Raw genomic sequence first — 21,240 nt, forward strand, 5'->3', positions numbered from 1 at the left:
CGGCGCTCGATCTGACAGGCGCTGAAGGACTTTCGGCGAGCACCTGTCAGCCTCTACGCAAACACCTTGAAAGGGGATGCCTACCAGACCAGCGAGCCGCCAAACCCTAGAAAAAAGCGCTTAAAAACTCACCCTAAACACCGCGTCACGTGCTTCACCGACAGATACCCCGACAACCCCCAAGGCCCAAGCTCGCGCCCGATCCCGCTGCCCTTGGTGCCCCCCCATGAAGTTTCGACGAACACCGCCTGCACCGAATTGATCCAGACATGCCCCACCTCCAGTGCATCGGCCACACGCTCGGCGCGTTCGAGGTCCGCTGAGCAGACCGTGGCTACCAGGCCGAAGCGGCTGTCGTTGGCCTGGGCGATCGCTTGTTCCTCGGTGGTGAACCGGCGTGCGCACAGCACCGGGCCGAAAATCTCTTCGCTCCACAAGCGGCTGGTCTCGGGCACATCGACGTACAGTGTCGGACTGACGAACCAACCCTCTGCGTCCAACGCCTTGCCTCCGGCCAGGCACTTCAGCCCTTCCTCGCGCGCGGTGGCGAAATAGCCGGCGACCTTGAGCCACTGCGCCTGGCTGGTCAGCGGGCCCATCTCGACTTCTTCGACCAGCGGGTTGCCCACGCGTAGTTTCTCCAGCGCCGCCTGCAGCCGTGGTAGCAGCGTGTCGGCGATACCGTCCTGCACCAGCAGGCGCGAGGTGGCCGAGCACATCTGCCCGGCGTTCCAGGTGATACCGGCGACAATCCACTCCACCGCCTGGTCTGGGTCGCAATCGTCGAACACAACGATCGCCGACTTGCCGCCTAGCTCCAGTGTCACTGGCCGGCACTGGGCTGCGGCGCTACGCATGACCTGGCTGCCGACGGCATTGCTGCCGGTGAACGACAGCTTGTCCAGGCCGTTGTGGCCACTCAGCGCCGCGCCGGTCTCGGCCTTGCCGTTGACGATGTTCAGCACCCCGGCCGGCAGCCCAAGCTGTTGGGCGATCTGGCCGTAGGCCTGTTCGATCAGTGGGGTGATCTCCGAAGGCTTGAGCACCACGGTGCAGCCGGCGGCCAGGGCCGGGGCGAGCTTCCAGGCGCTGGTCACCAGCGGGAAGTTCCACGGCACGATCAGGCCGACCACGCCGACGGCTTCCAGGCGGGTACGCGCGGTAAAGCCTGGAGCGGCCAGGTGGACGTCGCGGTTCTTCTGCGGCAGTTGTTCGGCGAGCTTGGCGTAGTAAGCGAAGGTTGCCACCGCGTCGTCCAGATCGATTTCGGCCTCGTGCCGTGGCTTGCCATTGTTGCGCATCTGCAGCGCGATCAGTTCCTCGCGGCGGGCACCGAGTTGCTCGGCAAATCCGCGTAGCAGGGCCGCGCGCTCGGCGGCCGGGCGGCTCTTCCAGGCGGGCAGGGCACGGCGTGCGGCTTGCACCGCCTCGTCGACCTGGGCGCTGCTGGCCGATCTCAGCTCGGCGAAAGGTGCGCCCAGAGAGGGATCGTAGACGCTGATGCTGTCGTTGCCTTGGCCTTCGACCCAGCGGCCGTCGATGTAATGGGGAGTGGTCATGGTCGGGTTCCAGTCAGGCCATTTCGGCAGTGGTCACGGGTGTCACGGGAGCGCTTTTGCAACGTACCCAGCGCGGGCCGCGCGGGCCGTAGACACCGGCAGGTTCGGGGAACAGGTTAAGCAGGATCAGGTACAGCACGCCGGCGATGCCGAGGGTGACCGGCAGGCTCAAGTCGATGCCGCCAGCCAGGTCACCGAGCGGGCCGACGAACTGTCCCGGCAGGTTGACGAAACAGAGGCCCACGGCGGCGCTGGGGATCCAGGCGCCCATGCCGCGCCAGTTCCAGCCGTGCAGGAACCAGTAGTGGCCGCCACGCTGGCCGCGGGTGAACACTTGCAGGTCGTCGGCGTGGTAGAAGCCACGGCGGGTGATCAGGCCGAGGATCATGATCACCATCCACGGGCTGGTGCAGGTGATGATCAGCACGGCGAAGGTCGACACGCTCTGCACCAGGTTGAAGGCGAAGCGGCCGATGAAGATGAAGGCGATCGCCAGCACACCGATCAGCAGGGTGGCGGCCGCGCGGCTGAGCAGGCGTGGGAACACGCTGGACATGTCCAGCCCGGTGCCGTACAGCGCGGTGGTACCGGTGGACATGCCACCGATCACGGCAATCAGGCACACCGGCAGGAAGAACCAGGCCGGCGAGATCGCCAGCAGGCCGCCGACATAGTTGTTGGCGGCGATGTAGTCCGGCGCCTGGCTGGCCACCAGGGTCGCGGTGCACAGACCGAACAGGAACGGGATCAGGGTCGCGGCCTGGGCCAGGATCACCGCCAGCATGATGCGCGATTTCGGAGTCTGGCGCGGGATGTAGCGTGACCAGTCACCGAGGAACGCGCCGAAGGACACCGGGTTGCTCATGGCGAGGATCGCGGCGCCAACGAAGGCAGCCCAGAAGCCCGGCTGGCCGAGGTTGACGCTGCCGGCGAAGCTTGCGTCGAACGGGCCGGCGAAGGCGGCGATGCCGAGCAGGAACAGCAGGCTCGAAGCCCATACCGCAATCTTGTTGACCCACAGCATGAAGCGGAAACCAAAGATGCATACCACCAGCACCAGCACTGCGAACAGGCCATAGGCCAGACCCAGGGTGAGGTCGGTTTCGGGCAGCCCGACCAGGCGCTTGGCGCCGCCGATCAGGGCATCGCCCGAGCTCCACACCGACAACGAAAAGAACGCCACGGCGGTCAGCAACGACAGGAACGAGCCGACGATACGTCCGTGTACGCCAAAATGCGCACCGGACGAGACGGCGTTGTTGGTGCCGTTGAGTGCGCCGAACAGCCCCATGGGTGCAAGGATCAGCGAACCGACCCCGACGCCGAGCAGGATCGCCCACAGCCCTGCCTGGAAGGACAGCCCGAACAGTACCGGGAAGCTGCCGAGCACCGCGGTGGCGAAGGTATTGGCACCGCCGAAGATCAGGCGGAACAGGTCAAGCGGGGTGGCGTCGCGTTGATCGTCGGGGATCTGTTCGACGCCATTGGTCTCGATACCGGTCGAGTGGCTCATGGTGATGCTCCAGCGCGAGTGTTGTTGGCCTGTGGCAGGCTTTGTTGTGGGTGCGATGGCAGTGCGGCAAGGCCGTTGTCGAAGGTCAGGCGCAGGAGGCGACCGACAGGTGTTCATGGCACGCCAGCCAGCGCTCGCCTTGCAGGCGGAACACGATGGTCTCGCGCTCGTTCAGCGCCTGTTCCTGCTCGGCAACGCGAATGCGTGTGGCCACGTCGTGCATGAAGATCGCCAGATCGCCCTGCAGGCTCACGTGGGCATTGCTCGACGCGCAGTCGAGCACGGCAAAGCCGTCGGCTTGCCACTGAGCCCAAAGGTCTTCATAGGCGCGCCGACACAGCAGCGGGTGGGGCAGCGTATGGAACAGGAAGGTGGCGTCTTCGCTGAAACAGGCGAAATAGCGGGCGGTGTCGTTACTGGCAAAGGCGTCGACGAGGTCGGCGGCAGCTTGCCGTACCTGGAGGGTCTGGTCCACGGGAGTGGCCTCACGGTTATTGTGATTGTGGTGAGGCGATTCTGGAGAGGCGTGCAAAGGGGAAAAATCGGCAGGGGCAAATAATCAGTTCAGAAAATCATGAACTGATTATTTGCCCCTGCCGGGCGGCCATTAATCCCCGTTGAGTTCGCTACGGTAGTTTTCCAGGTAGATCTGACGTTGGTGGCTGGCGCTACGGCGATCAGCAGCGATCATGTCCAGCTTGCCTGCCGCCTCGGTCAAATAGGCCGGCAGTTCATCGTTGGTGATGTACTTTCCGGACAGTTTGTTGAGCTTGCTCCAGCCGTCCTTGAATGTCAGCGCGAAATGATCGGAGACAATGCCGACGGCGATCCACTGCCCGGTCTGGCTGATGAAGAATGCGCCGGTGGATTCACACAATTGCGAGAAGAGGTAGTCGCGGCTCGAGTCGATTTCGTCGGCATCTTCGAACTCTTCGATCTGCTCTTGGGCATCCTGGCGGATGACCTCCATGAAGTCGCAGAACGAGCGGAAGAAGAACGCTATTTCCACGACGATTTCACGGGTGCGCTTGAGGGCGCTCACGCTCAGGTTCAGTGACCTGATCGCCAGCTCGATGATCTCCTGCTCGCTGCCCTTGCCTGCCATCAGCACGGAAACTTCCAGCAGTTCGGCTGCCTGTTCGCGCCTGGCGGTCTCGTACTTGTCGGCATTATCGAGCATCTGCAGCTGCATCTGGCGCAGGTTGTTGGCCTGTGCCCGGCTGGCATCGCTGATATCACCGGCTGCCGAGGCCAGAGTCTGGAGCGCGGACTCCAGTGATCCAAGGTGCTCCTTGGCCTCCTGGTACTTGGCCTTGGCCTTGACCAGAAGCCCTTCGGCTTCGGTGATCCGGTTCTCCAGCACCTTGAGTTTGCCGGTGTCGGCCTCCTTGCCTTTCTGCGCCTGATAACCTGAGATCGACGTCTGCAGTTTGTCCACCTCCTCCTGTATCAACGCCAGTTCGGCGCGATGCTCGGAGCGCTCTTTCTTCAGGCGGATGAGGTCGCCAGTGGCGTTGCCTTGGGCACCGTTGGCGCCTTTTCCGACGCCTGCGGCGACTGAGGCAGCGGCGATCAGAGACGAGCTGCCGCCGCTGGCAGCCATGGCCGCCAGTGGCATGGCGGCCGATATCACCTGCGCAGCACCACGCAGGATGCCTGCCCAGAAGGCGCGCTCCTCGGAAGACTTGGCTTGATCTGCATAGTCGCGGGCGAGGGACTCGTAGCGCTTGACCTGTTGTTGCATGTCGGCTATCAGCGATTCCAGTTGTTTGCTGCGGGCCTTGTGCTGAAGAATTTCCTGGCGAATTTTTTCGTTGGCCTCAAGTGTCGTGCTCAAGGCCATTTCGCTGCTGGCAGTCACTTCGTGGGTGTCATCGATGATGCAATCGTAGCGGTCGACGATGGTTTGCAGGCTCGCGTTGACCGCCATGGCCGAGTTTTTGATCTGGTTGGCCATCTCCATCAGTTCTTTGTTTACGAAGCGCTTGATCTGCGCGATGTCACCGGTTTCCTTGGCGGCGGTCCAGCCGGTCAGGCCGCGGTTGAGCTTTCGGGTGAGACGGCTGGCGGCATTGCTGGCGGCCTTGATCTGGCGTTCGCTCTCCTGCTGCGCTTTGATCAGGTTGTTCATGATGCTGCTGATCTTGACGCGGATGTCGCCGTTGCGTTGGGGCGTGGTGTTGTAGGCGATGTAGAGCAGGTCGATCGCGTGGTCCGTATCGATCTTCGCGCGTGATGAGTCATAGGAGCCTTCGATCCTGTTCACATAGTGAGTCACGAGCGGGCTGTCGACGGTTGGCAGGTTCAACGGTTGGGATGCGCCGTGGGTTGCCAGTTCCTGACGGATGTTTTTTTCGATCAGGGCTCTACGGCTGATGAATGGGGTAAGTTCAGACATCGTGGACCTCTTCTGTGAATTGGGAGAACTATCCAGCGGGGGCGTGGAACCAGGGGGATGGCTGTTGCCCGAATCCAGGGGGGGCTGTTGCCGCGCAGTCGTCGATCCATGCCATCGAATAGAAGGCAACGTCACTGAGCGGTGACCAGAGCGTTTCGAGCAGCGCATGGGTGTCGTCGAGTGCCGACTTCAGCAGAGGGTGCAGAGGCAGGACCTCCTCGGCGTAGCACTGAGGGCCGCGTTGGGGGTGTTCACAGTCATGGCGTGCGGCGGTGAATGCGTCCAGTTGCTGGAGTAGGGCACTCTGTTGTTGGCGGGTGCTGCTGAGTGCCGGTTTCATCACCTTCAGGTTGCGCTCGTCGAGCCGGGTCGAGTGGATGGCGCTCTGGTTGTTCCAGATTTCGTTTTCAAGCGCTTCCAGACGTATGCGGTGCTCTGGGCGCCACGACACTTTTTCGTAGTCCTGGCGCTCTTGGTCCAGCTGCTGGTGAAGGTGTGCTATACGACGTTCGATTTCGGGAATCTGTCGCAGCCTTTCACCCATGGTGGGCTCCAGGCCATGGATCTTGTCGATGAGCAGCCGCTCCAGACTCTCCAGATGCGGTGCGCACTGTTCGGCACGGCGCTCCAGTTGCAGGGTCTCGGCCTGCGGGTCGGCAGGCTGTGCACTGGCGAGCCCGGTGTACAGCAAGGCCACCGCCAGAACCGGCAATTGCATGGATGCTTTGATGAGTGGCATGGGACGCTCCGTTCCTGGGGGAAGCGGAGCGTCTTCGACGAACCGCTCCCGGCATTAGAGCGTCGGGGCACAGCTCGAAAAAGAAGGAATGGATGCACGCCTGGGACGGTTTACCAAGGCGGGTGGCGTTGCCTCAGATCGAGATGAGACCGCCCGATTTCACCTCGTTGAGCACGAAGAAGGTCCGCACCTGCCGCACCCCAGGCAGGGCGATGATCTGCGTATTGTGCAGATGGTTGAAGGCCGGCAGGTCACGCACGCGGATCTTCAGGAAGTAGTCCACATCCCCCGCCACCAGCCAGCACTCCAGCACCTGCTGCAGGTTGCGCGCGGCCGCTTCGAACGCGGCGAAGCTCTCGGGGGTGGAGCGATCCAGCACCACGCCGATGAGCACCACGGTGCCCTGCTGCAGCACTTTCGGATCGACGTGGGCATGCACCCCCTTGATCACGCCCGCATCGAACAGCCGTTTGGTGTGGTTCCAGCACGCGGTGGTGCTCAGCCCGACCTTCTTCGCCAGTTCCGCGTTGCTGATTCGGCCGTTGGCTTGCAGTGCGCGCAGGATCTTGCGTTCGTGGGTGTTGACCTCGATGGGCTTGGCGGGCTCTTTCATCGCGTTTCCTCGGTCTGGTGTGTAGCCCGCTTGCCGTCAGGTTTGTGCGGCTGCCGGGATGATTGCCTGCTTTACGAAGCCATGACGGGACAGCCTTCAGTTGGGGCTTGAAGCTTGGAAGGTTGTTCCTGTTCAAGGGTAAGAATAGGTATGAAATTCAATCGTGCGCTGAGTATCGTTCTGGAGCAGGTTTCATGCGCACAGACCCGACGAGAGGGAGCAGGCCATGCTGACGATTTCCAGGTTCGCAAGGTGGGTGAAGGCGCCATCGCAGGACGTGGCGGTGGTGGTGGTGTCCAGTGCAGCGTTGCCCGAGATTCTGAGCATCGGGTTGCACGCTGCGCTTGAGGGCTGGAACGAAGTTGCCCATCTGCACGTGCAGGACATGGACGGCCTGCAGGCCAACTGGCTGGCAGCAGGCGATGGGCAGCGCACGCTTGCCGCCGAGTCGGCGTGCGAGGCCAGCGCCCTGTTGCGAGCGGTCTCCAAGCGTTGCTACCTGCTGGACCTCGAGAGCGACGGGCAGGTGCGCCTGGCATGGCTAGGCTCAGTGTGTGGCCATGAGCTGCGCTGTCTGCAGCTCGATCCCGCGCTCAATCGCCAGGGCTCGCCCGTGACACAGGTCGAGCAGGTCGTCGATGTCGCGCGGATGCTGGTCAAGCGAATTCTCGAGGAACGCTTCCTGGCGGTCTGAAACCGTCCCCCCTCCAACAAGTACACCGAGGTGCAAGCGCTGTCATGAGCATCCATCACGCTGCAGGATCGTTGCGCGAGCCGTCCGCCGAGGACGACATCGACACCCAGGGCCTGGACGAGTGGCGCGACGCGTTACTGTCGCTGCTCGAACACGAAGGCGCGCCGCGCACGCGGGCTCTGCTCGACAGGCTTGCGGCGCTGGCGCGGCATCATGCCGTGGGCTGGCAGCCAGGGCATGGCACGCCCTATATCAACAGCATCGGCGTCGAGCAGCAGCCGGCCTTTCCGGGCGATCTGGCGACCGAGGAACGTCTGGCCTCGATCATGCGCTGGAACGCGCTGGCCATGGTGGTGCGCGCCAACCAGGCCTACGGCGAGCTGGGCGGTCATATTGCAAGCTACGCCAGTGCTGCCGACTTGTTCGAGGTCGGCTTCAACCACTTCTTCCGTGGCGGCGATACGCCGGGCACGGGCGACCTGGTGTTCTTCCAGCCGCACTCTGCGCCGGGTGTCTACGCCCGGGCCTTCCTCGAGGGCCGCTTGCAGGTTGAGCAGCTGGAGCACTATCGGCAGGAAATCACCGCCCGGCGCCGCGATGTGCAGGGCCTGTCGAGTTATCCACATCCCTGGCTGATGCCTGATTTCTGGCAGTTTCCGACCGGCTCCATGGGCATCGGGCCGATCAGTTCGATCTACCAGGCGCGCTTCATGCGCTACCTGGAACACCGCGGCCTGCGTCAGGGCGCTGGGCGGCGCGTGTGGGGGGTATTCGGCGACGGCGAGATGGATGAGCCGGAAAGCATGTCGGCGCTCACTCTTGCGGCGCGCGAGCGCCTGGACAACCTGGTGTGGGTGGTCAACTGCAACCTGCAGCGCCTGGACGGCCCGGTACGTGGCAACGGGCGCATCATCGACGAACTGGAAGCGCTGTTCAGCGGTGCTGGCTGGCGGGTGATCAAGCTGGTCTGGGGATCGGATTGGGATGGCCTGTTCGCCCGCGACGCAAGCGGCGAGCTGGAGCGCACGCTGTCGGCCACCGTCGATGGGCAGTTTCAGACCTTCGCCGCCAAGGATGGGCGATACAACCGCGAGCATTTCTTCGGCCAGAGCGAGGCGCTGGCCCGGATGGCCCAGGGCATGAGCGACGCGCAGATCGACCGCCTCAAGCGCGGTGGTCACGACATGGTGAAGATCCATGCCGCCTACCATGCCGCCCAGCAAGGCGATGGCCGCCCGACCGTGGTACTGGCGCAGACCAAGAAAGGCTACGGCATGGGGGAGGCGGGGCAGGGCAAGATGACCACGCACCAGCAGAAGAAGCTCGACCGCGAGGCGCTCATGGCCTTCCGCGATCGCTTCAACCTGCCATTGAGCGATGAGCAGACCGAGTCCCTGGCCTTCTACAAGCCCACCGACGACAGCCACGAGATGCGCTACCTGCATGCACGTCGCCAGGCACTGGGCGGTTACCTGCCGTCGCGACCACGCCAGGCCGAGGGGCTGCCGGTGCCAGCGCTGTCCAGCTACGCGGCGTTCGCCACCCAGGCCGATGGCAAGGAAATGTCCACCACCATGGCCTTCGTGCGCATGCTCGGCGGGCTGCTCAAGGACCGCCAGCTCGGGCCGCGGGTAGTGCCTATCGTCGCCGACGAGGCGCGTACCTTCGGCATGGCCAACCTGTTCAAGCAGATCGGTATCTATTCCAGCGTCGGCCAGCGCTACGAGCCCGAAGACATCGGTTCGATCCTCTGCTACCGCGAGGCGCTGGACGGGCAGATCCTCGAAGAAGGCATCAGCGAGGCGGGGGCGATCAGCTCGTGGGTGGCGGCGGCCACCAGTTATTCCGCCCATGGCCTGCCGATGCTGCCGTTCTACATCTACTACTCGATGTTCGGCTTCCAGCGCATCGGCGACCTGATCTGGGCTGCCGCCGACCAGCGCGCCCGTGGTTTCCTGCTGGGCGCTACCGCTGGGCGTACCACCCTGGGTGGCGAAGGGCTGCAGCACCAGGACGGCCACAGCCTGCTGATCGCCTCGACCGTGCCCAACTGCCGTGCCTACGATCCGGCGTTTGCCGGTGAGTTCGCGGTGATCCTCGACCACGGCATGCGGCGCATGCTCGAAGCGCAGGAAGACGCGTTCTACTACGTGACCCTGATGAACGAAAGTTATCCACAGCCCAGCCTGCCGGACGGGGTCGAAGGCGATATCATCCGGGGGCTCTACCGGTTGGAGCAGCACATGCCGGAGGGGGCAACTGGCAAGGTACGGTTGCTGGGCTCAGGCACGATCCTGCGCGAGGTGCAGGCGGCGGCACGCCTGTTGGCACAGGACTGGGGCGTGGCCAGCGAAGTGTTCAGCGCCACCAGTTTCAGCGAGCTGGCGCGCGAGGCACGGGAGGTGGAGCGCTGGAACCGGCTGCATCCGCAGGAACCAGCGCGGGCCAGTCACTTGGTGCAGTGCCTGCCCAAGGGCGCGCCGGTGATCGCCGCGACCGATTATGTCTGCGCCTGGCCGCACCTGGTTGCGCCGTATGTGCAGGATCGTTTCGTTGCCTTGGGCACCGATGGTTTCGGGCGCAGCGACAGTCGTGAGCAACTGCGTGGCTTCTTCGAAGTCGACAGCCGCCAGATCGTGCTGGCGGCGCTTTCGAGCCTGGCCGATGACGGTGTGTTGGAACGCCAGCGGTGTGCCGAGGCCATCGCGCGCTATGGCATCGAGGCTGAGGCGCCAGTGCCTTGGGCGTGTTGATCACCGATTGCGCTGTTCTCTTCGCGGGCTTACTGGCGAAAAGAACAGCGCAATCTTCCCTCTACAACACGATTCGTGTCGTCGAAAGCACCTGGCGCAAGCCCATGAACGAACGGATCTGGCGTACTCCTGGCAGGTACAGCAACTGTTCGGCGTGCAGGCGGTTGAAGCTTTGGCTGTCGCGTGTGCGCAGCAACATGAAGTAGTCGAACTCCCCCGTCACCACATGGCACTCCATGCACCCGGAGACCTTCTGCGCGGCCGCTTCGAACGCGGCGAAGGATTCCGGGGTGGAGCGGTCGAGCACCACGCCTATCAGCACCACCATCCCAGCATCGAGACGTTCGCTGTCCAGCAGGGCGACGATGCCCTTGATCAACCCCGCCTGCTTCAAGCGTTCGACCCGTCGCAGGCAGGCCGGGGCGCTGAGCTTGACCTTGTCGGCCAAGGCCACGTTGGCGATCGAGGCGTCCTGCTGCAAGGCGCGCAGGATCGCGCGGTCGATACGGTCGAGCTGTGGCGGGCCGGACAGTGACGGCTGTTTTAGCTCGCGTTCATTTGTTGCTTTCAATGCCTGAGCCTCACAACAAAGTGATGTGAAATCATTATTCAATAAAACAATAGCTCGAAATTCAGGGAAAACTTGCAACCCGTTTTTTGGCCAACCTCCCTAGCATTGACGCTATCGGAGCCCGCGATCCGCGCGTTTCGCAATTGGGAGCACAGCCATGAACCTGAGTCGCTACACGCGTTATCCGCTGACCTTCGGACCCTCCCCAATCACCCCGCTCAAGCGCTTGAGTGCCCACTTGGGCGGCAAGGTCGAGCTCTATGCCAAGCGCGAGGATTGCAACAGCGGCCTGGCTTTTGGAGGCAACAAGACACGCAAGCTCGAATACCTGATCCCTGAAGCGCTGGCACAAGGCTGTGACACCTTGGTGTCGATCGGCGGCATTCAGTCGAACCAGACGCGTCAGGTCGCCGCAGTGGCCGCGCACCTGGGCATGAAGTGCGTGCTGGTGCAGGAAAACTGGGTGAACTACTCCGACGCTGTGTATGACCGCGTCGGCAATATCGAGATGTCGCGCATCATGGGCGCCGATGTTCGGCTCGACAGCGCGGGCTTCGACATCGGTATCCGCCCCAGTTGGGAGCAGGCAATGGCGGATGTTCGCGCCAAGGGCGGCAAGCCGTTCCCGATTCCGGCAGGGTGCTCCGAGCATCCCTACGGCGGGCTGGGCTTTGTCGGCTTTGCCGAAGAGGTGCGCCAGCAGGAGGCGGAGCTGGGCTTCACGTTCGACTACATCGTGGTCTGTTCGGTCACCGGCAGCACCCAGGCGGGCATGGTGGTCGGTTTTGCCGCCGATGGCCGCTCGCAGCGGGTGATCGGCATCGACGCGTCAGCCAAGCCGGAGCAGACCAAGGCACAGATCCTGCGCATCGCTCGTCACACCGCCGAGCTGGTGGACCTGGGGCGCGAGATCACCGAGGACGATGTAGTGCTCGATACCCGCTATGCCTATCCCGAATACGGGCTGCCGAACGAGGGCACGCTGGAGGCGATCCGCCTGTGTGGCCGATTGGAGGGTGTTCTGACCGACCCCGTGTACGAAGGCAAGTCGATGGCGGGGATGATCGGTAGGGTGCGTGATGGGGAGTTCCCCGAAGGTTCGCGGGTACTGTATGCGCACCTGGGCGGCGTGCCGGCGCTCAACGCCTACAGCTTCCTGTTCCGCAACGGCTGATCGATGACGCTGCGGTACTCTTTGCGCTGGGGCGGCAAGGGTACCGCAGGTCGGGAGGGCTTGCGTTGGAGGCGAATATGAATATGATTGAGCGCTCACTCAGTTAAATGTCCACATCGCCATGGCCCGTCCCCGCAGTCACGACAAGCGCAACGCCATCCTCGCCGCCGCCAGCCAGGCGCTCGCCGAGGATGGCCTGAGTGCCACTACCGCGCGCATTGCGCGGCTGGCGGGTGTGGCCGAGGGGACAGTGTTCACCTACTTCGAAAACAAGGACGTGCTGCTCAACGCCTTGTACCTGGAGCTCAAGGCCGGTCTGCGCCTGGCCATGATGGCTGACTTTCCCCGTAACGCGACGGCCGAGGCCGCTATTCGACATGCCTGGAACGGTTACGTCGACTGGGGTATCGGTAGCCCTGCGGCACGCGAGGCTCTGCGCCAGTTGAGTGTCAGCGGACGCATCGATGCCGAGCACCGTGCCGCAGGCAGCGAGGGTTTCGATGAGGTGGGGGCACTGCTGCGCGAGCGCACCGCTTCCAGCGGGTTGCCGGCAGAGCAGGCGCAGGCGTTCTATGGCGCGATGTTCGTGTCCATGGCCGAGACAGCCATGGAGTTCATCAAGCAGTCACCCGATCAGGCCGAGGCTTATCGTACGGCTGGATTCAATGCCCTGTGGGCGGCCCTTGGGGGACGCTGACAGGTTTTTTATACCTTTTAAATGAGTGATTAATCACTCATATGCATCGGCGAAGGAGTCGAATCATGTCCAAAGTCTGGCTTGTAACCGGTGCGGCCCGTGGCCTGGGTCGCTCCATCAGTGAAGCAGTACTGCGCAACGGCGATGTTCTGGTCGCTGGCGCCCGTGACCCACGGCGCCTGGACGACCTGGTGGCGCAGTACGGCGAGCAGCAGGTGCGGGTCGTCGCCCTGGACGTCACCGACGAGCAGGCCGCGCAGGAGGCGGTGCAACTTGCGCTCGATGCCTTTGGCCGCCTCGATGTGCTGGTCAACAATGCGGGTTATGGCCATACCGCGCCGTTCGAGCAGATGGCTGCGGATGACTTTCGTGCGCAGGTCGAGACCAACCTGTTCGGTGTCGTCAACCTGACGCGTGCAGTTCTGCCGGTGATGCGCAAGCAGCGTAGCGGCCATATCTTCCAGGTGTCTTCGGTGGGGGGGCGCACCTCGACGCCCGGCCTTTCGGCCTACCAGGCGGCCAAGTGGGCGGTGGGTGGTTTCAGCGATGTGGTGGCCAAGGAAGTCACGCCGCTGGGCATCCAGGTCTGCACCCTCGAGCCCGGTGGCATGCGCACCGACTGGGCGAGCGAGGCCAAACGTCCGCTCGAGGGCATGCTGGAAGACTACGATGTGACCGTCGGCCATGTGCTGCGCCTGCTGGCGGGCTACGGTGGTAACGAAGTGGGTGACCCGCAGAAGATCGCCGAACTGATCGTGCAGTTGTCGCGCCGCGACGACCTGCCGTTGCGCCTGCTGCTCGGTGGCGATGCGTTGTACGTGTATGGGCTCGACGAGCGCGCGCGTGCCGAAGAGCTGGAGCAGTGGCGCGAGACAACGCTCTCGACGCATTTCCCCGATGCCCAGTTGCCCGCCGGCATGGACGGCCTGAAACGGCGCAGGTGAGCCCGCGCCGAGCGCCCCTAGATGCCTTTGATAAACTGGTAGCTTTCGTCGAGAGCGGCGGTCGAGTGACGCCCCTTGCCCCAGCCGAGGGCTTCGCGGTAACCGCCGAGCAGGCCCTGTGCGGTCAATTGCTGTTCGTCCACTGCGGCCTGTTCATCGGCCAGTGGTGAGACGAACAGCGCATCTTCCGGGCAGTAGACTTCGCACATGAAGCAGGTCTGGCACTCGGATTGCCTCGCGATCAGCGGTGCCTGGCCGGGCACCGCTTCGAACACGTCGGTCGGGCATACCAGCACGCAGATGTTGCAGCCGGTGCAGCGGTCTGCACTGATCAGTTCGATCATGCGGCTTTCTCCGGCAGCAGGCTGTGGTCGGCGGGGCCGAGTGTTTCGCGAGCGGTCCAGACCTCGTCGAGGCCGCCGCTGATGAGGCGGTGACGCTGCTCGGGGTCGAGCCGGGGATGATCGTCGCGCCGGTGCATGCCCCGGCTTTCGGTGCGGGCCAGGGCGCTGCGGTACATCCAGCGTGAGGTGGCGAGCAGGGCGGCCGCTTCACGGGCGCGCAGCAGGTGTTCGGGGCTGGCGGGCGCGGCCTGGCGCAGCTGCTGCCACAGCGGGTCGAGGCGGCCAAGCGAAGCGTCGAGTCGCTCGCCCTGGCGGAACCAGTTGCGTTCGTACGGGAAGACTTCGGCCTGGACGGCGCGGATCGTCGCTTCCGGGTCGAAGGCATGCTTGCCTTGCCCTCGCAGCCCGACCGTACCGGACTGTAGCAGGCGGCGCATGGCGCTGCCGCGCTGGTCGCGGGCGAATTCGGCGGCCCCGGCCCCGGCCCATAGCCCGGAGGACAGCGCCCAGGCGGCGTTACGGCTGCCGCCGCCGGTGAAGGCGCCGCAGATGAGTTCGCGGGTTGCAGCATCGCCAGCGGCATACAGCCCGGGTACCGAGGTGGCGCACTGGTCGTTGCAGATACGCAGGCCGCCGGTGCCGCGCACGGTGCCTTCCAGGCGCAAGGTCACCGGGAAGCGATCGCTGAACGGATCGAGCCCCATGCGTTGGAAGGGCAGGAAGAAGTTCGGTTGCGCCGAGCGCATCCATTGGCGGGTAGAGGCATCGGCGCGGTCGATGCAGGCGAACACCGGCTCGTTCATCAAGGTCTTGGCGATCACACCGCGACCACGCGCCGAGCCTGCCCCTTCGATCTCACGGCCATCGGCATGGTAGAACGTGGCCCAGGAGTACAGCGCCGACTTGGTCACCGAGGCGAAGGCTGGCCCCAGGCCGTAGGCATTGGAGAACTCCATCCCTGAAAACTCCGCGCCTGCTTCGGCAGCCATCAGGTGGCCGTCGCCCGTCAGCACATTGCAGCCCAGCGCCTTGCTGAGAAAAGCCACGCCACCGGTGGCCAGCACTACTGCCCCGGCACGCACGCTCCAGCGCTGCTGCTTTTGCCGGCTGATGCCGGTGGCGCCGCTGACCTGGCCGTGCTCATCGACCAGCAGTTCCAGCGCCGGACTGTGATCGAGAATGCGCCCACCCGCCTGTTTGACCCGCTTGCGCATCAGGCGCATGTACTCGGGGCCCTGCAGCGACACCCACCGCTGGCGGCCCTGTTCGTCCACCGGGAACGGATAGCCCCATTCGGCGAGCAACTCCAGATTGCGCCAGGTCTGCTCCAGCACGCGGTCCATCCACTTCGGCTCGGCCAGTTCGCCGCCCATGGCGTAGCGGCTGGCCTTGGCGACCCGACGAGCCTCGGCCTCTGGCGCCACGCACCACACAGCGGTGCCGGAGGGCGCGGTGGCCCCGGATGCGCCGCAATAGCCTTTATCGACCAGGATGACCTTGGCGCCCTTTGCGGCAGCGCCAATCGCCGCCCACGCACCGGCCGGGCCGCCACCGATCACCAGCACATCGGCGCTGTACTCGCGTTCAGTTCCTGAAGTGTCTTCTTTCGCAATACTCATGGTGGCTGTCCTGCCGCATCTGGATTAACAAACAACATATATTCCAATTGGTTATTAAAATATATTTGTTTGTTTATTTTGGTTCTTTAAGACTAAGATTCCCCACCCGCATACACAATTGCTTTTTGCAAAAGAGGTCATGCATCAAATGCATTACGAGCTGAGGAATCTCCGGCATTTCGTTGCCTTGATGAATCACCGGAGTTTTTCCCTCGCGGCACAGGCCGTGAGCCTCTCGCAGCCGGCCTTCAGCCGCAGCATCCAGGCCCTCGAGCATCAGGCCGGCTGCAAGCTGTTAGAGCGCGAGCAAAAGGGATTGCCGCCGACAGCACAGGGGCAACTGCTGCTGTCGTATGCACTGGACATCCTCGGCAAGGCGCAAGAGCTCGGTGAGAAGATCAGCCGCCTCAACAGCGCTGATCGCGACATGCTGTACTTCGGCTGCGCTCCGGCACCGGCTGCCGGCCTGGTGCCGCGCACGCTGGCGCGCTTCATCGCCTTGCAACCGCAGGTCAACGCGCACTTCGTCGTCGATACCCGCGAAAACCTCAACAGGCGCTTGATGGCCGAAGAAATCGAGTTTTTCATCGCCAGTTCGCAAAGCTTCGAGCTCGACCCCAACTACCGCATCCGTCAGTTGCAGCCGCGCAGCTGGTGCTTTTTCTGCCGTCACGACCATCCACTGGCAACCCAGGAAGGTGTTACCCGCGAGCAACTGCTCGTCTTCCCGATGGTGTGCTCCTTCGGTGTGCGCAGCCTCGTGCTGCAGTACTCGGGGCGTCGGGATTACCTGCCGGCGGTGGAGTGCGAGAACGGGCGGCCGTTGCTGGATATCGTCCTGCAGTCCGATGCCATCGGCTGTGCATCACAGCTGCAACTGAGTCTGGCGGCAGAGGAGGGGGCTAGATTGCATCAGCTCAAGCCGGTGGACATCTCACCGGACCTTGAAGCCCTGCAGATTCGTGACGGCGTGGTGAGCCTGCGCCGTCACGTGCTGTCGCCCCAGGCCGAGGCGTTCATCGAGTTGTTGCAGGCGATGGACCAGGCGCCAGGTGGGGGGGCGAGCGTTGCCTGAACGGGCCGCGTTGCACTTAGCGCCCGTGCCACAAGGTGCGGTCCAAGGCAAAGCGTCCGCCGCCCCGGATGGCCATGTACAACGCCAGGCTGCCGAGGATCACCGGATATTCGATGCCCCGGTCCACCCACGGCCAGGTCGGACCGAGGGCGTAGCTGATCCCGACCATCTCCGCCGCCATGGCCAGGGCAACGGGCCGGGTCAGCACGCCGACGACGAGCATCAGCGCGCCGACGGTTTCCAGCAGCATCACCAGAAACGCCAGTTCGGCAGCGAACGGCAGGCCCATCACGTTGCCGATGAGGTGGGTCGAGCTGGCCATCGGATCGGCCATCGAGCCATGTGAGTCACCCAGCAGCTTGGGCAGCCCGTGGGTGAACATGACGATGCCCAGTACACCGCGCAGCAGGGCGTAGAACACCGGCTCCAGGCGTGCCTGAAGATTGCGGGCGGATGACGGTGTGTCGCGGGGAATGCTGGTCATGTTCGGGCCCTCGCAGTGTTGCTTGCGTCAATGGTCGACAGTGGAGCGGTTGATTCAATGATGGTGGTTGATGCCGGCGGGATAAAGCGGGGGGATTGGACTTGTCAATTCCAGCTGCATTAACAGTAGCCGTGATGTTCGCCTAGCGGCCCTCGCCCATCGAGGCTTCCAATAGCCAATAAAAAACCGCGCAAAGGCGCGGTTTTTTATTGGCTGGGAGTGAGACGGCGTACCGAATGCTCCTGCAGCGCGATCAGACGTTGACCTCGCACCGACTAATTGTTAGTCATGGACATTGATTTAACCGATTGTTTTGTATGGGCTTTTCGCGGAAAATGAATGTCCACAGAAAATCTGAATTTCTCTTTAGCCGTCTGCTCTGGAGGTAGATCACCTTCTCCACCTGACGGCAGCTGCGGGCAACTTCGTCCACTCAGCCGCACATCGGTAACAGCTTGAGGATCCCAGGCGGCCACACCAATTGAGGCATTCTCTTGCGTTCAAAGCAACGGGCAGCGATTCCGTCCAGTCGGCGTCAAAATGGTGACCCTCTTCATTGCACGAGTGACCGCGACACGCATGGCCAAGCGGGCCTGGCGCATGCGATCTGGAGTTGCTTCGGTCGGTACAAAACGTCCCTTCATGACGCCCTCATAGAGAATGACCTCCGTGAATTCCTTTCCCTTCGACTTGTGCATGGTCATAAGATGGAGGCCCTTCCAATCCTTGGTGACAGCTTGGAAGTGATCCTGAATAAGAGCATCTCGCACTAGCCTCTCTGCTCCTGGGTAACCTTCAGCTAAGCGCCACAACTCACCCAAACGGCTTCGAAGTAGCGATCCCTTCCCCAGCAAGCGCACATATCGGCCATCGATACCTATCTGATTGAAGACCTGCTCGGTGCTTGAATCCAACAGCTGCCGCGTGGCAATCCAGTCAAGCTGTGGGTCGCCAGTCAATTGCAGGTCAATGCGCTGGACCGCGATGACTTGTGCGGCAGCAAGAACCCTCTTGTGCGGCACTCGACGAAGCGCTTGTCCACCGAACAATTGCTCCAGGGCGAGCACCAATTCCAAATGCTGCTTGCTGGGGGCCTTCTCGCCTTTCCTACCACGCAGGTGAGCACATAAATTTCTGAGCAACCTTTCAGTAATGATTTCTGCAGTCGCGCCGCCTTCGAGAAGCGCGGCTATAGCTGTAGCAGAGAGCGCCGCAGCCTCTTGGTCGAACGCAACCTCATGGGAAAGTCTCGGCAAACTATCCGAGTCACTCGACAGATACGCGGAAACCTCTGCCATGAAGCTCTTGCTGGGCACCAGAATTGCTAGCGACCAATCACGGTCGCCTCTGTTCAGCCGCGCAATGGCGGTCAAAACGGCGAATTTGAAAGCCCGATGAAGCATCCCTTTGCGCGGGGCATAGGGTGTCACCGACACATGGGTGTAGGCTCTGCACCTATTGGCTCCTGTCAGCAGATCGTTGCCGAACTGGACGATGTCGGTCCCTGTGCTCCGGTGATTTTCCATCCCAAAAGAAAAGGAGGCGGGGCGGAAGGCGACTTCGAACTCTTGAATCCTGCTAGCACTAGCACCGCGGAATTCGTAGATTCGTTGTTCCGGGTCAGCCAAAGCCACTACCTGGCTATGTCGAGTCAGCGCTCGAATGAAACGCCACTCATCCTCGTTCGTGTCCTGGAACTCGTCGAGGATGATAAGTGGATAGCTATTGCCGTAGATGCGTTGCAGCGACTGGCTTCTCTCCAGCAACATGGCAGCATTGCTGGCGAACAGGTCGAAGTGCAGCAGCCCCTCCTCCTCGAGCAGCTTGGTTTTCTCCAACGCTATCTGCTCTTTGCTTAATGTCGACAATCGCGCAGCAGCCTCTGGCGGAGGAAGCAGTGATAAGGGACGCCCATTGCGTAGCAAATAGCCATGGCTGCGCAGCAAATTCCACGCGAAGCCATGGTAGGTGTTGACCTCGAGCCGAGCCTGCTCGAGTTTCGGCAGCATTTTCCCGGCCTGTTCCGCAACCCTTGCGACCGTTGCTCTGGCGAAGCTCAGGAACAGCACCTGCTGATACTCTGTGAGGTCTAGTCGGCCTAGAAATGCTTCAGCTTTAAGCAATGCGACTGTGGTTTTCCCCGAGCCAGGCCCCCCCATCACGACCAGATGGGTGGGGGAGTCAATAACATCCCGTCTAGACTGATCTAGCACCATCATCTGTTAAGGCCCGACCAAATCGAGAAGGTCATCATCCAGTTCTGGAAGTTCAGGCTCGGGCTTCTTTGGGACAATTGTCGCTGTAATGCTCTCGAGGGTGCTGACAATGAATTCCGGGAGGTGGTGTCGGGTCATGGCGGTACAAAGCAAGCTGGCAGCAGCACCATCGCCTTTCCAGCGCTTCAGCAGCACCCCTAGAATCGCTACTACGTCATCCTTCGTGGCATCAGGGCCCGGGGCTTTGTCCCTTAGGTCTGAAGGCCAAGCACCGCTTTCAATCAGAGACGCAGCCCAACCACGCAACACTTCCTCATCGGTTCCTTTGAGAACGACGTTCTCAAAACCTTTCTCAGGCGCTTGATAGGGGTAGTCGACCGACGCCCTAATAGCTTCCAATTGCTCGGGTGCCTGCTCGTCGAAAACGGCATAGACCTTCTTCCCGAGCCTGCGGTAGTAGGCACCCATCGGAGCGATCAGCGAGTCAGTCGTCGCATCGATGATTGGGATGCCCAAGGCCTCAAGCGGCATGAATGATTCTGGCTCATGCTGATGAAGCAGTCGCGCTACGGCAGGCCAAGCGTCGTATTCTGTCCGGCCTTCGGCAATCAGCACTCGACGTGCTAGAAGGGCCTCACAAACACGCAGCCGCATATCCTGCCGGTACATTTTTGCTTTGATGCCAGGCGGGAGCCCAGCAGGCATGGCACTCAGCACCCCATCGTTTCGGCTGATGACGATGACCTGCTCGGGTTCGAACTCTTCGAGCACGTAGGGCGAATGCGAGGTAAACAGCGCTTGGGCTGACTTGCTGCGCACCCCGTTGATGATGCGTTTCTGAATGTGCGGCGGGATTGCAATCTCAGGCTCCTCCATCGCAAAAATCACGTTTTGCTTCAGTTCCGCGATTAGCGACAGAAGTGCCAGCACCATCATGTTAATAGTACCGGTACCTTGGCTCTGAAATGGTGCTGCATGCGCTTCACCATCACTGCGCTGCGCGCCGGTTGCCATGAAGACAGTTAACGCTTTCCGCAGAGACTCACGCGTCAGTTGCGTAACTCGCATTTGGGGATCGCTGCCGTCATCGCTGGGCATGTAGCCGCGGATTGAGGCCTGCACATTCGCAAGGATGTCGTTGATCCCAATCTCAGGATCAGTTGCAACCTGCAACTGTCGAAGCTCAACTAGGAGTCCTTCCCAGATCTGGAAGTTCTTGTTGTCCTGCAACCGCAAAATAATGTCCAGGAGCGAGCCACGTTCAAGGCTCAACGCACGACTGCCGGTTCGGATCGTGCGCAGGTACAGAAAGCCACAGACACGCTTATCGGCCGTCCTGAAGAAATCGTAGGACCCATCCTGTTTCATCGGCGAACAGAAATACGTGGTGCCAGTGAAATCATCCTCATCAGCATCGTAGTTACCGATAAAAACGACGCGTAAACAGGCCTGAACCATCTGCTCGTCGGTACCCTCTGCTGGCGGGCCCCCGAGCAGATCTCCCGTACTGTTATCCCACCACTCGATGTGATCCCGGAAACGCATTTCCTGGTCCAGGTTCAGATCAGTGATCACCGCTTCAATGGTGATGTTGACTGGTTGCCCCTGTAGATCGACATATTCCCCCGCATAAAAATCGTGCTCATCAATCACTGGCCGACGCGAGAGTCGCTCGGGGCCTAGGACGAGATCAACCGCCTCCAACAGCGTTGACTTACCGATGTTGTTGTCACCGACGAAGACGGCATGCTTGGGCAACAAGACATCCGCACGCTTAATACCCCGAAAATTCTCAATCTGCAGCCGTGCAACCCGCATATCCGTCCGCTCCCGCTCCCGTGTAAGCC

18 protein-coding genes are annotated in these 21,240 nt (G+C 62.2%); 6 read left to right on the forward strand and 12 right to left on the reverse strand.

The window, feature by feature from the left end:
• Nucleotides 1–128: 128 nt before the first annotated feature.
• The 6 genes from APH44_RS27510 to APH44_RS27535 form a co-directional block, all read right to left on the reverse strand.
• Entirely contained in the window at nucleotides 129–1,559 is a 1,431-nt protein-coding gene (locus APH44_RS27510) for an aldehyde dehydrogenase family protein (RefSeq protein WP_054895475.1), read from the reverse strand.
• 13 nt (nucleotides 1,560–1,572) lie between these two features.
• Nucleotides 1,573–3,072, reverse strand: a complete 1,500-nt coding sequence (locus tag APH44_RS27515; protein ID WP_054895476.1) for a cytosine permease — start codon at nucleotides 3,070–3,072, stop codon at nucleotides 1,573–1,575.
• Between the two features lie 85 nt (nucleotides 3,073–3,157).
• Nucleotides 3,158–3,547: a nuclear transport factor 2 family protein gene (locus APH44_RS27520; protein WP_054895477.1), complete on the reverse strand. Its 390-nt coding sequence runs from the start codon at nucleotides 3,545–3,547 to the stop codon at nucleotides 3,158–3,160.
• Between the two features lie 132 nt (nucleotides 3,548–3,679).
• Nucleotides 3,680–5,470: a hypothetical protein gene (locus APH44_RS27525; RefSeq protein ID WP_054895478.1), complete on the reverse strand. Its 1,791-nt coding sequence runs from the start codon at nucleotides 5,468–5,470 to the stop codon at nucleotides 3,680–3,682.
• A 28-nt stretch (nucleotides 5,471–5,498) separates the two neighbouring features.
• Nucleotides 5,499–6,209: a hypothetical protein gene (locus APH44_RS27530; RefSeq protein WP_054895479.1), complete on the reverse strand. Its 711-nt coding sequence runs from the start codon at nucleotides 6,207–6,209 to the stop codon at nucleotides 5,499–5,501.
• Nucleotides 6,210–6,342: 133 nt separating this feature from the next.
• Nucleotides 6,343–6,822, reverse strand: a complete 480-nt coding sequence (locus APH44_RS27535; RefSeq protein WP_054895480.1) for an Lrp/AsnC family transcriptional regulator — start codon at nucleotides 6,820–6,822, stop codon at nucleotides 6,343–6,345.
• Between the two features lie 226 nt (nucleotides 6,823–7,048).
• Between APH44_RS27535 and APH44_RS27540 the strand changes: the two genes are divergently transcribed.
• Entirely contained in the window at nucleotides 7,049–7,516 is a 468-nt protein-coding gene (locus tag APH44_RS27540) for a hypothetical protein (protein WP_054895481.1), read from the forward strand.
• A gap of 44 nt (nucleotides 7,517–7,560) precedes the next feature.
• Nucleotides 7,561–10,269: an alpha-ketoglutarate dehydrogenase gene (gene mdeB / locus APH44_RS27545; RefSeq protein ID WP_054895482.1), complete on the forward strand. Its 2,709-nt coding sequence runs from the start codon at nucleotides 7,561–7,563 to the stop codon at nucleotides 10,267–10,269.
• 61 nt (nucleotides 10,270–10,330) lie between these two features.
• Here mdeB and APH44_RS27550 read toward each other — a convergent pair whose 3' ends face one another.
• On the reverse strand, nucleotides 10,331–10,840 hold the full coding sequence (locus APH44_RS27550; protein ID WP_054895483.1) for an Lrp/AsnC family transcriptional regulator: 510 nt from the start codon (nucleotides 10,838–10,840) through the stop codon (nucleotides 10,331–10,333).
• 157 nt (nucleotides 10,841–10,997) lie between these two features.
• On the opposite strand from APH44_RS27550, the gene APH44_RS27555 reads away from it, so the two are divergent.
• From APH44_RS27555 to APH44_RS27565, 3 genes are all read left to right on the forward strand, one after another.
• Nucleotides 10,998–12,014, forward strand: a complete 1,017-nt coding sequence (locus APH44_RS27555; RefSeq protein WP_054895484.1) for a 1-aminocyclopropane-1-carboxylate deaminase — start codon at nucleotides 10,998–11,000, stop codon at nucleotides 12,012–12,014.
• Nucleotides 12,015–12,135: 121 nt separating this feature from the next.
• A complete protein-coding gene (locus tag APH44_RS27560) occupies nucleotides 12,136–12,711 on the forward strand; it encodes a TetR/AcrR family transcriptional regulator (RefSeq protein ID WP_054895485.1) in 576 nt (191 codons plus the stop codon).
• Nucleotides 12,712–12,776: 65 nt separating this feature from the next.
• The gene (locus APH44_RS27565; protein WP_054895486.1) at nucleotides 12,777–13,655 is read left to right on the forward strand and encodes an SDR family NAD(P)-dependent oxidoreductase; all 879 of its coding nucleotides are present in this window, start codon (nucleotides 12,777–12,779) and stop codon (nucleotides 13,653–13,655) included.
• A 17-nt stretch (nucleotides 13,656–13,672) separates the two neighbouring features.
• Here APH44_RS27565 and APH44_RS27570 read toward each other — a convergent pair whose 3' ends face one another.
• Together APH44_RS27570 and APH44_RS27575 are read right to left on the reverse strand one after the other, a co-directional pair.
• Entirely contained in the window at nucleotides 13,673–13,999 is a 327-nt protein-coding gene (locus tag APH44_RS27570) for a ferredoxin family protein (RefSeq protein ID WP_054895487.1), read from the reverse strand.
• Nucleotides 13,996–15,618, reverse strand: coding sequence for an FAD-dependent oxidoreductase (locus APH44_RS27575; protein ID WP_054895488.1), 1,623 nt, complete (start codon nucleotides 15,616–15,618; stop codon nucleotides 13,996–13,998). The genes APH44_RS27570 and APH44_RS27575 overlap by 4 nt, the downstream gene beginning before the upstream one ends.
• A gap of 148 nt (nucleotides 15,619–15,766) precedes the next feature.
• Between APH44_RS27575 and APH44_RS27580 the strand changes: the two genes are divergently transcribed.
• On the forward strand, nucleotides 15,767–16,693 hold the full coding sequence (locus APH44_RS27580) for a LysR family transcriptional regulator (protein WP_054895489.1): 927 nt from the start codon (nucleotides 15,767–15,769) through the stop codon (nucleotides 16,691–16,693).
• Nucleotides 16,694–16,709: 16 nt separating this feature from the next.
• Here the strand turns inward: APH44_RS27580 and APH44_RS27585 are convergent, their stop codons facing one another.
• The 3 genes from APH44_RS27585 to APH44_RS27595 all read right to left on the reverse strand — a co-directional run.
• Entirely contained in the window at nucleotides 16,710–17,177 is a 468-nt protein-coding gene (locus APH44_RS27585) for a DoxX family protein (protein ID WP_054895490.1), read from the reverse strand.
• A gap of 500 nt (nucleotides 17,178–17,677) precedes the next feature.
• Nucleotides 17,678–19,396, reverse strand: a complete 1,719-nt coding sequence (locus APH44_RS27590) for a UvrD-helicase domain-containing protein (protein ID WP_177339405.1) — start codon at nucleotides 19,394–19,396, stop codon at nucleotides 17,678–17,680.
• Nucleotides 19,397–19,399: 3 nt separating this feature from the next.
• Nucleotides 19,400–21,240 (reverse strand): ATP-dependent endonuclease (locus APH44_RS27595; RefSeq protein WP_256250269.1); only part of this gene is annotated, 1,841 nt, incomplete at its 5' end.

It is taken from the genome of Pseudomonas sp. NBRC 111143, from assembly GCF_001320965.1.
GTDB lineage: Bacteria > Pseudomonadota > Gammaproteobacteria > Pseudomonadales > Pseudomonadaceae > Aquipseudomonas > Aquipseudomonas machongensis.

What these genes read in the sequence shown, in the direction of transcription:
- APH44_RS27530 (WP_054895479.1), bottom strand. Translation starts at nt 6,209, where the DNA reads ATGCCACTCATCAAAGCATCCATGCAATTGCCGGTTCTGGCGGTGGCC.
- APH44_RS27560 (WP_054895485.1), top strand. Translation starts at nt 12,136, where the DNA reads ATGGCCCGTCCCCGCAGTCACGACAAGCGCAACGCCATCCTCGCCGCC.
- APH44_RS27570 (WP_054895487.1), bottom strand. Translation starts at nt 13,999, where the DNA reads ATGATCGAACTGATCAGTGCAGACCGCTGCACCGGCTGCAACATCTGC.
- APH44_RS27580 (WP_054895489.1), top strand. Translation starts at nt 15,767, where the DNA reads ATGCATTACGAGCTGAGGAATCTCCGGCATTTCGTTGCCTTGATGAAT.
- APH44_RS27575 (WP_054895488.1), bottom strand. Translation starts at nt 15,618, where the DNA reads ATGAGTATTGCGAAAGAAGACACTTCAGGAACTGAACGCGAGTACAGC.
- APH44_RS27565 (WP_054895486.1), top strand. Translation starts at nt 12,777, where the DNA reads ATGTCCAAAGTCTGGCTTGTAACCGGTGCGGCCCGTGGCCTGGGTCGC.
- APH44_RS27535 (WP_054895480.1), bottom strand. Translation starts at nt 6,822, where the DNA reads ATGAAAGAGCCCGCCAAGCCCATCGAGGTCAACACCCACGAACGCAAG.
- APH44_RS27540 (WP_054895481.1), top strand. Translation starts at nt 7,049, where the DNA reads ATGCTGACGATTTCCAGGTTCGCAAGGTGGGTGAAGGCGCCATCGCAG.
- APH44_RS27590 (WP_177339405.1), bottom strand. Translation starts at nt 19,396, where the DNA reads ATGATGGTGCTAGATCAGTCTAGACGGGATGTTATTGACTCCCCCACC.
- APH44_RS27515 (WP_054895476.1), bottom strand. Translation starts at nt 3,072, where the DNA reads ATGAGCCACTCGACCGGTATCGAGACCAATGGCGTCGAACAGATCCCC.
- APH44_RS27525 (WP_054895478.1), bottom strand. Translation starts at nt 5,470, where the DNA reads ATGTCTGAACTTACCCCATTCATCAGCCGTAGAGCCCTGATCGAAAAA.
- APH44_RS27510 (WP_054895475.1), bottom strand. Translation starts at nt 1,559, where the DNA reads ATGACCACTCCCCATTACATCGACGGCCGCTGGGTCGAAGGCCAAGGC.
- mdeB (WP_054895482.1), top strand. Translation starts at nt 7,561, where the DNA reads ATGAGCATCCATCACGCTGCAGGATCGTTGCGCGAGCCGTCCGCCGAG.
- APH44_RS27555 (WP_054895484.1), top strand. Translation starts at nt 10,998, where the DNA reads ATGAACCTGAGTCGCTACACGCGTTATCCGCTGACCTTCGGACCCTCC.
- APH44_RS27585 (WP_054895490.1), bottom strand. Translation starts at nt 17,177, where the DNA reads ATGACCAGCATTCCCCGCGACACACCGTCATCCGCCCGCAATCTTCAG.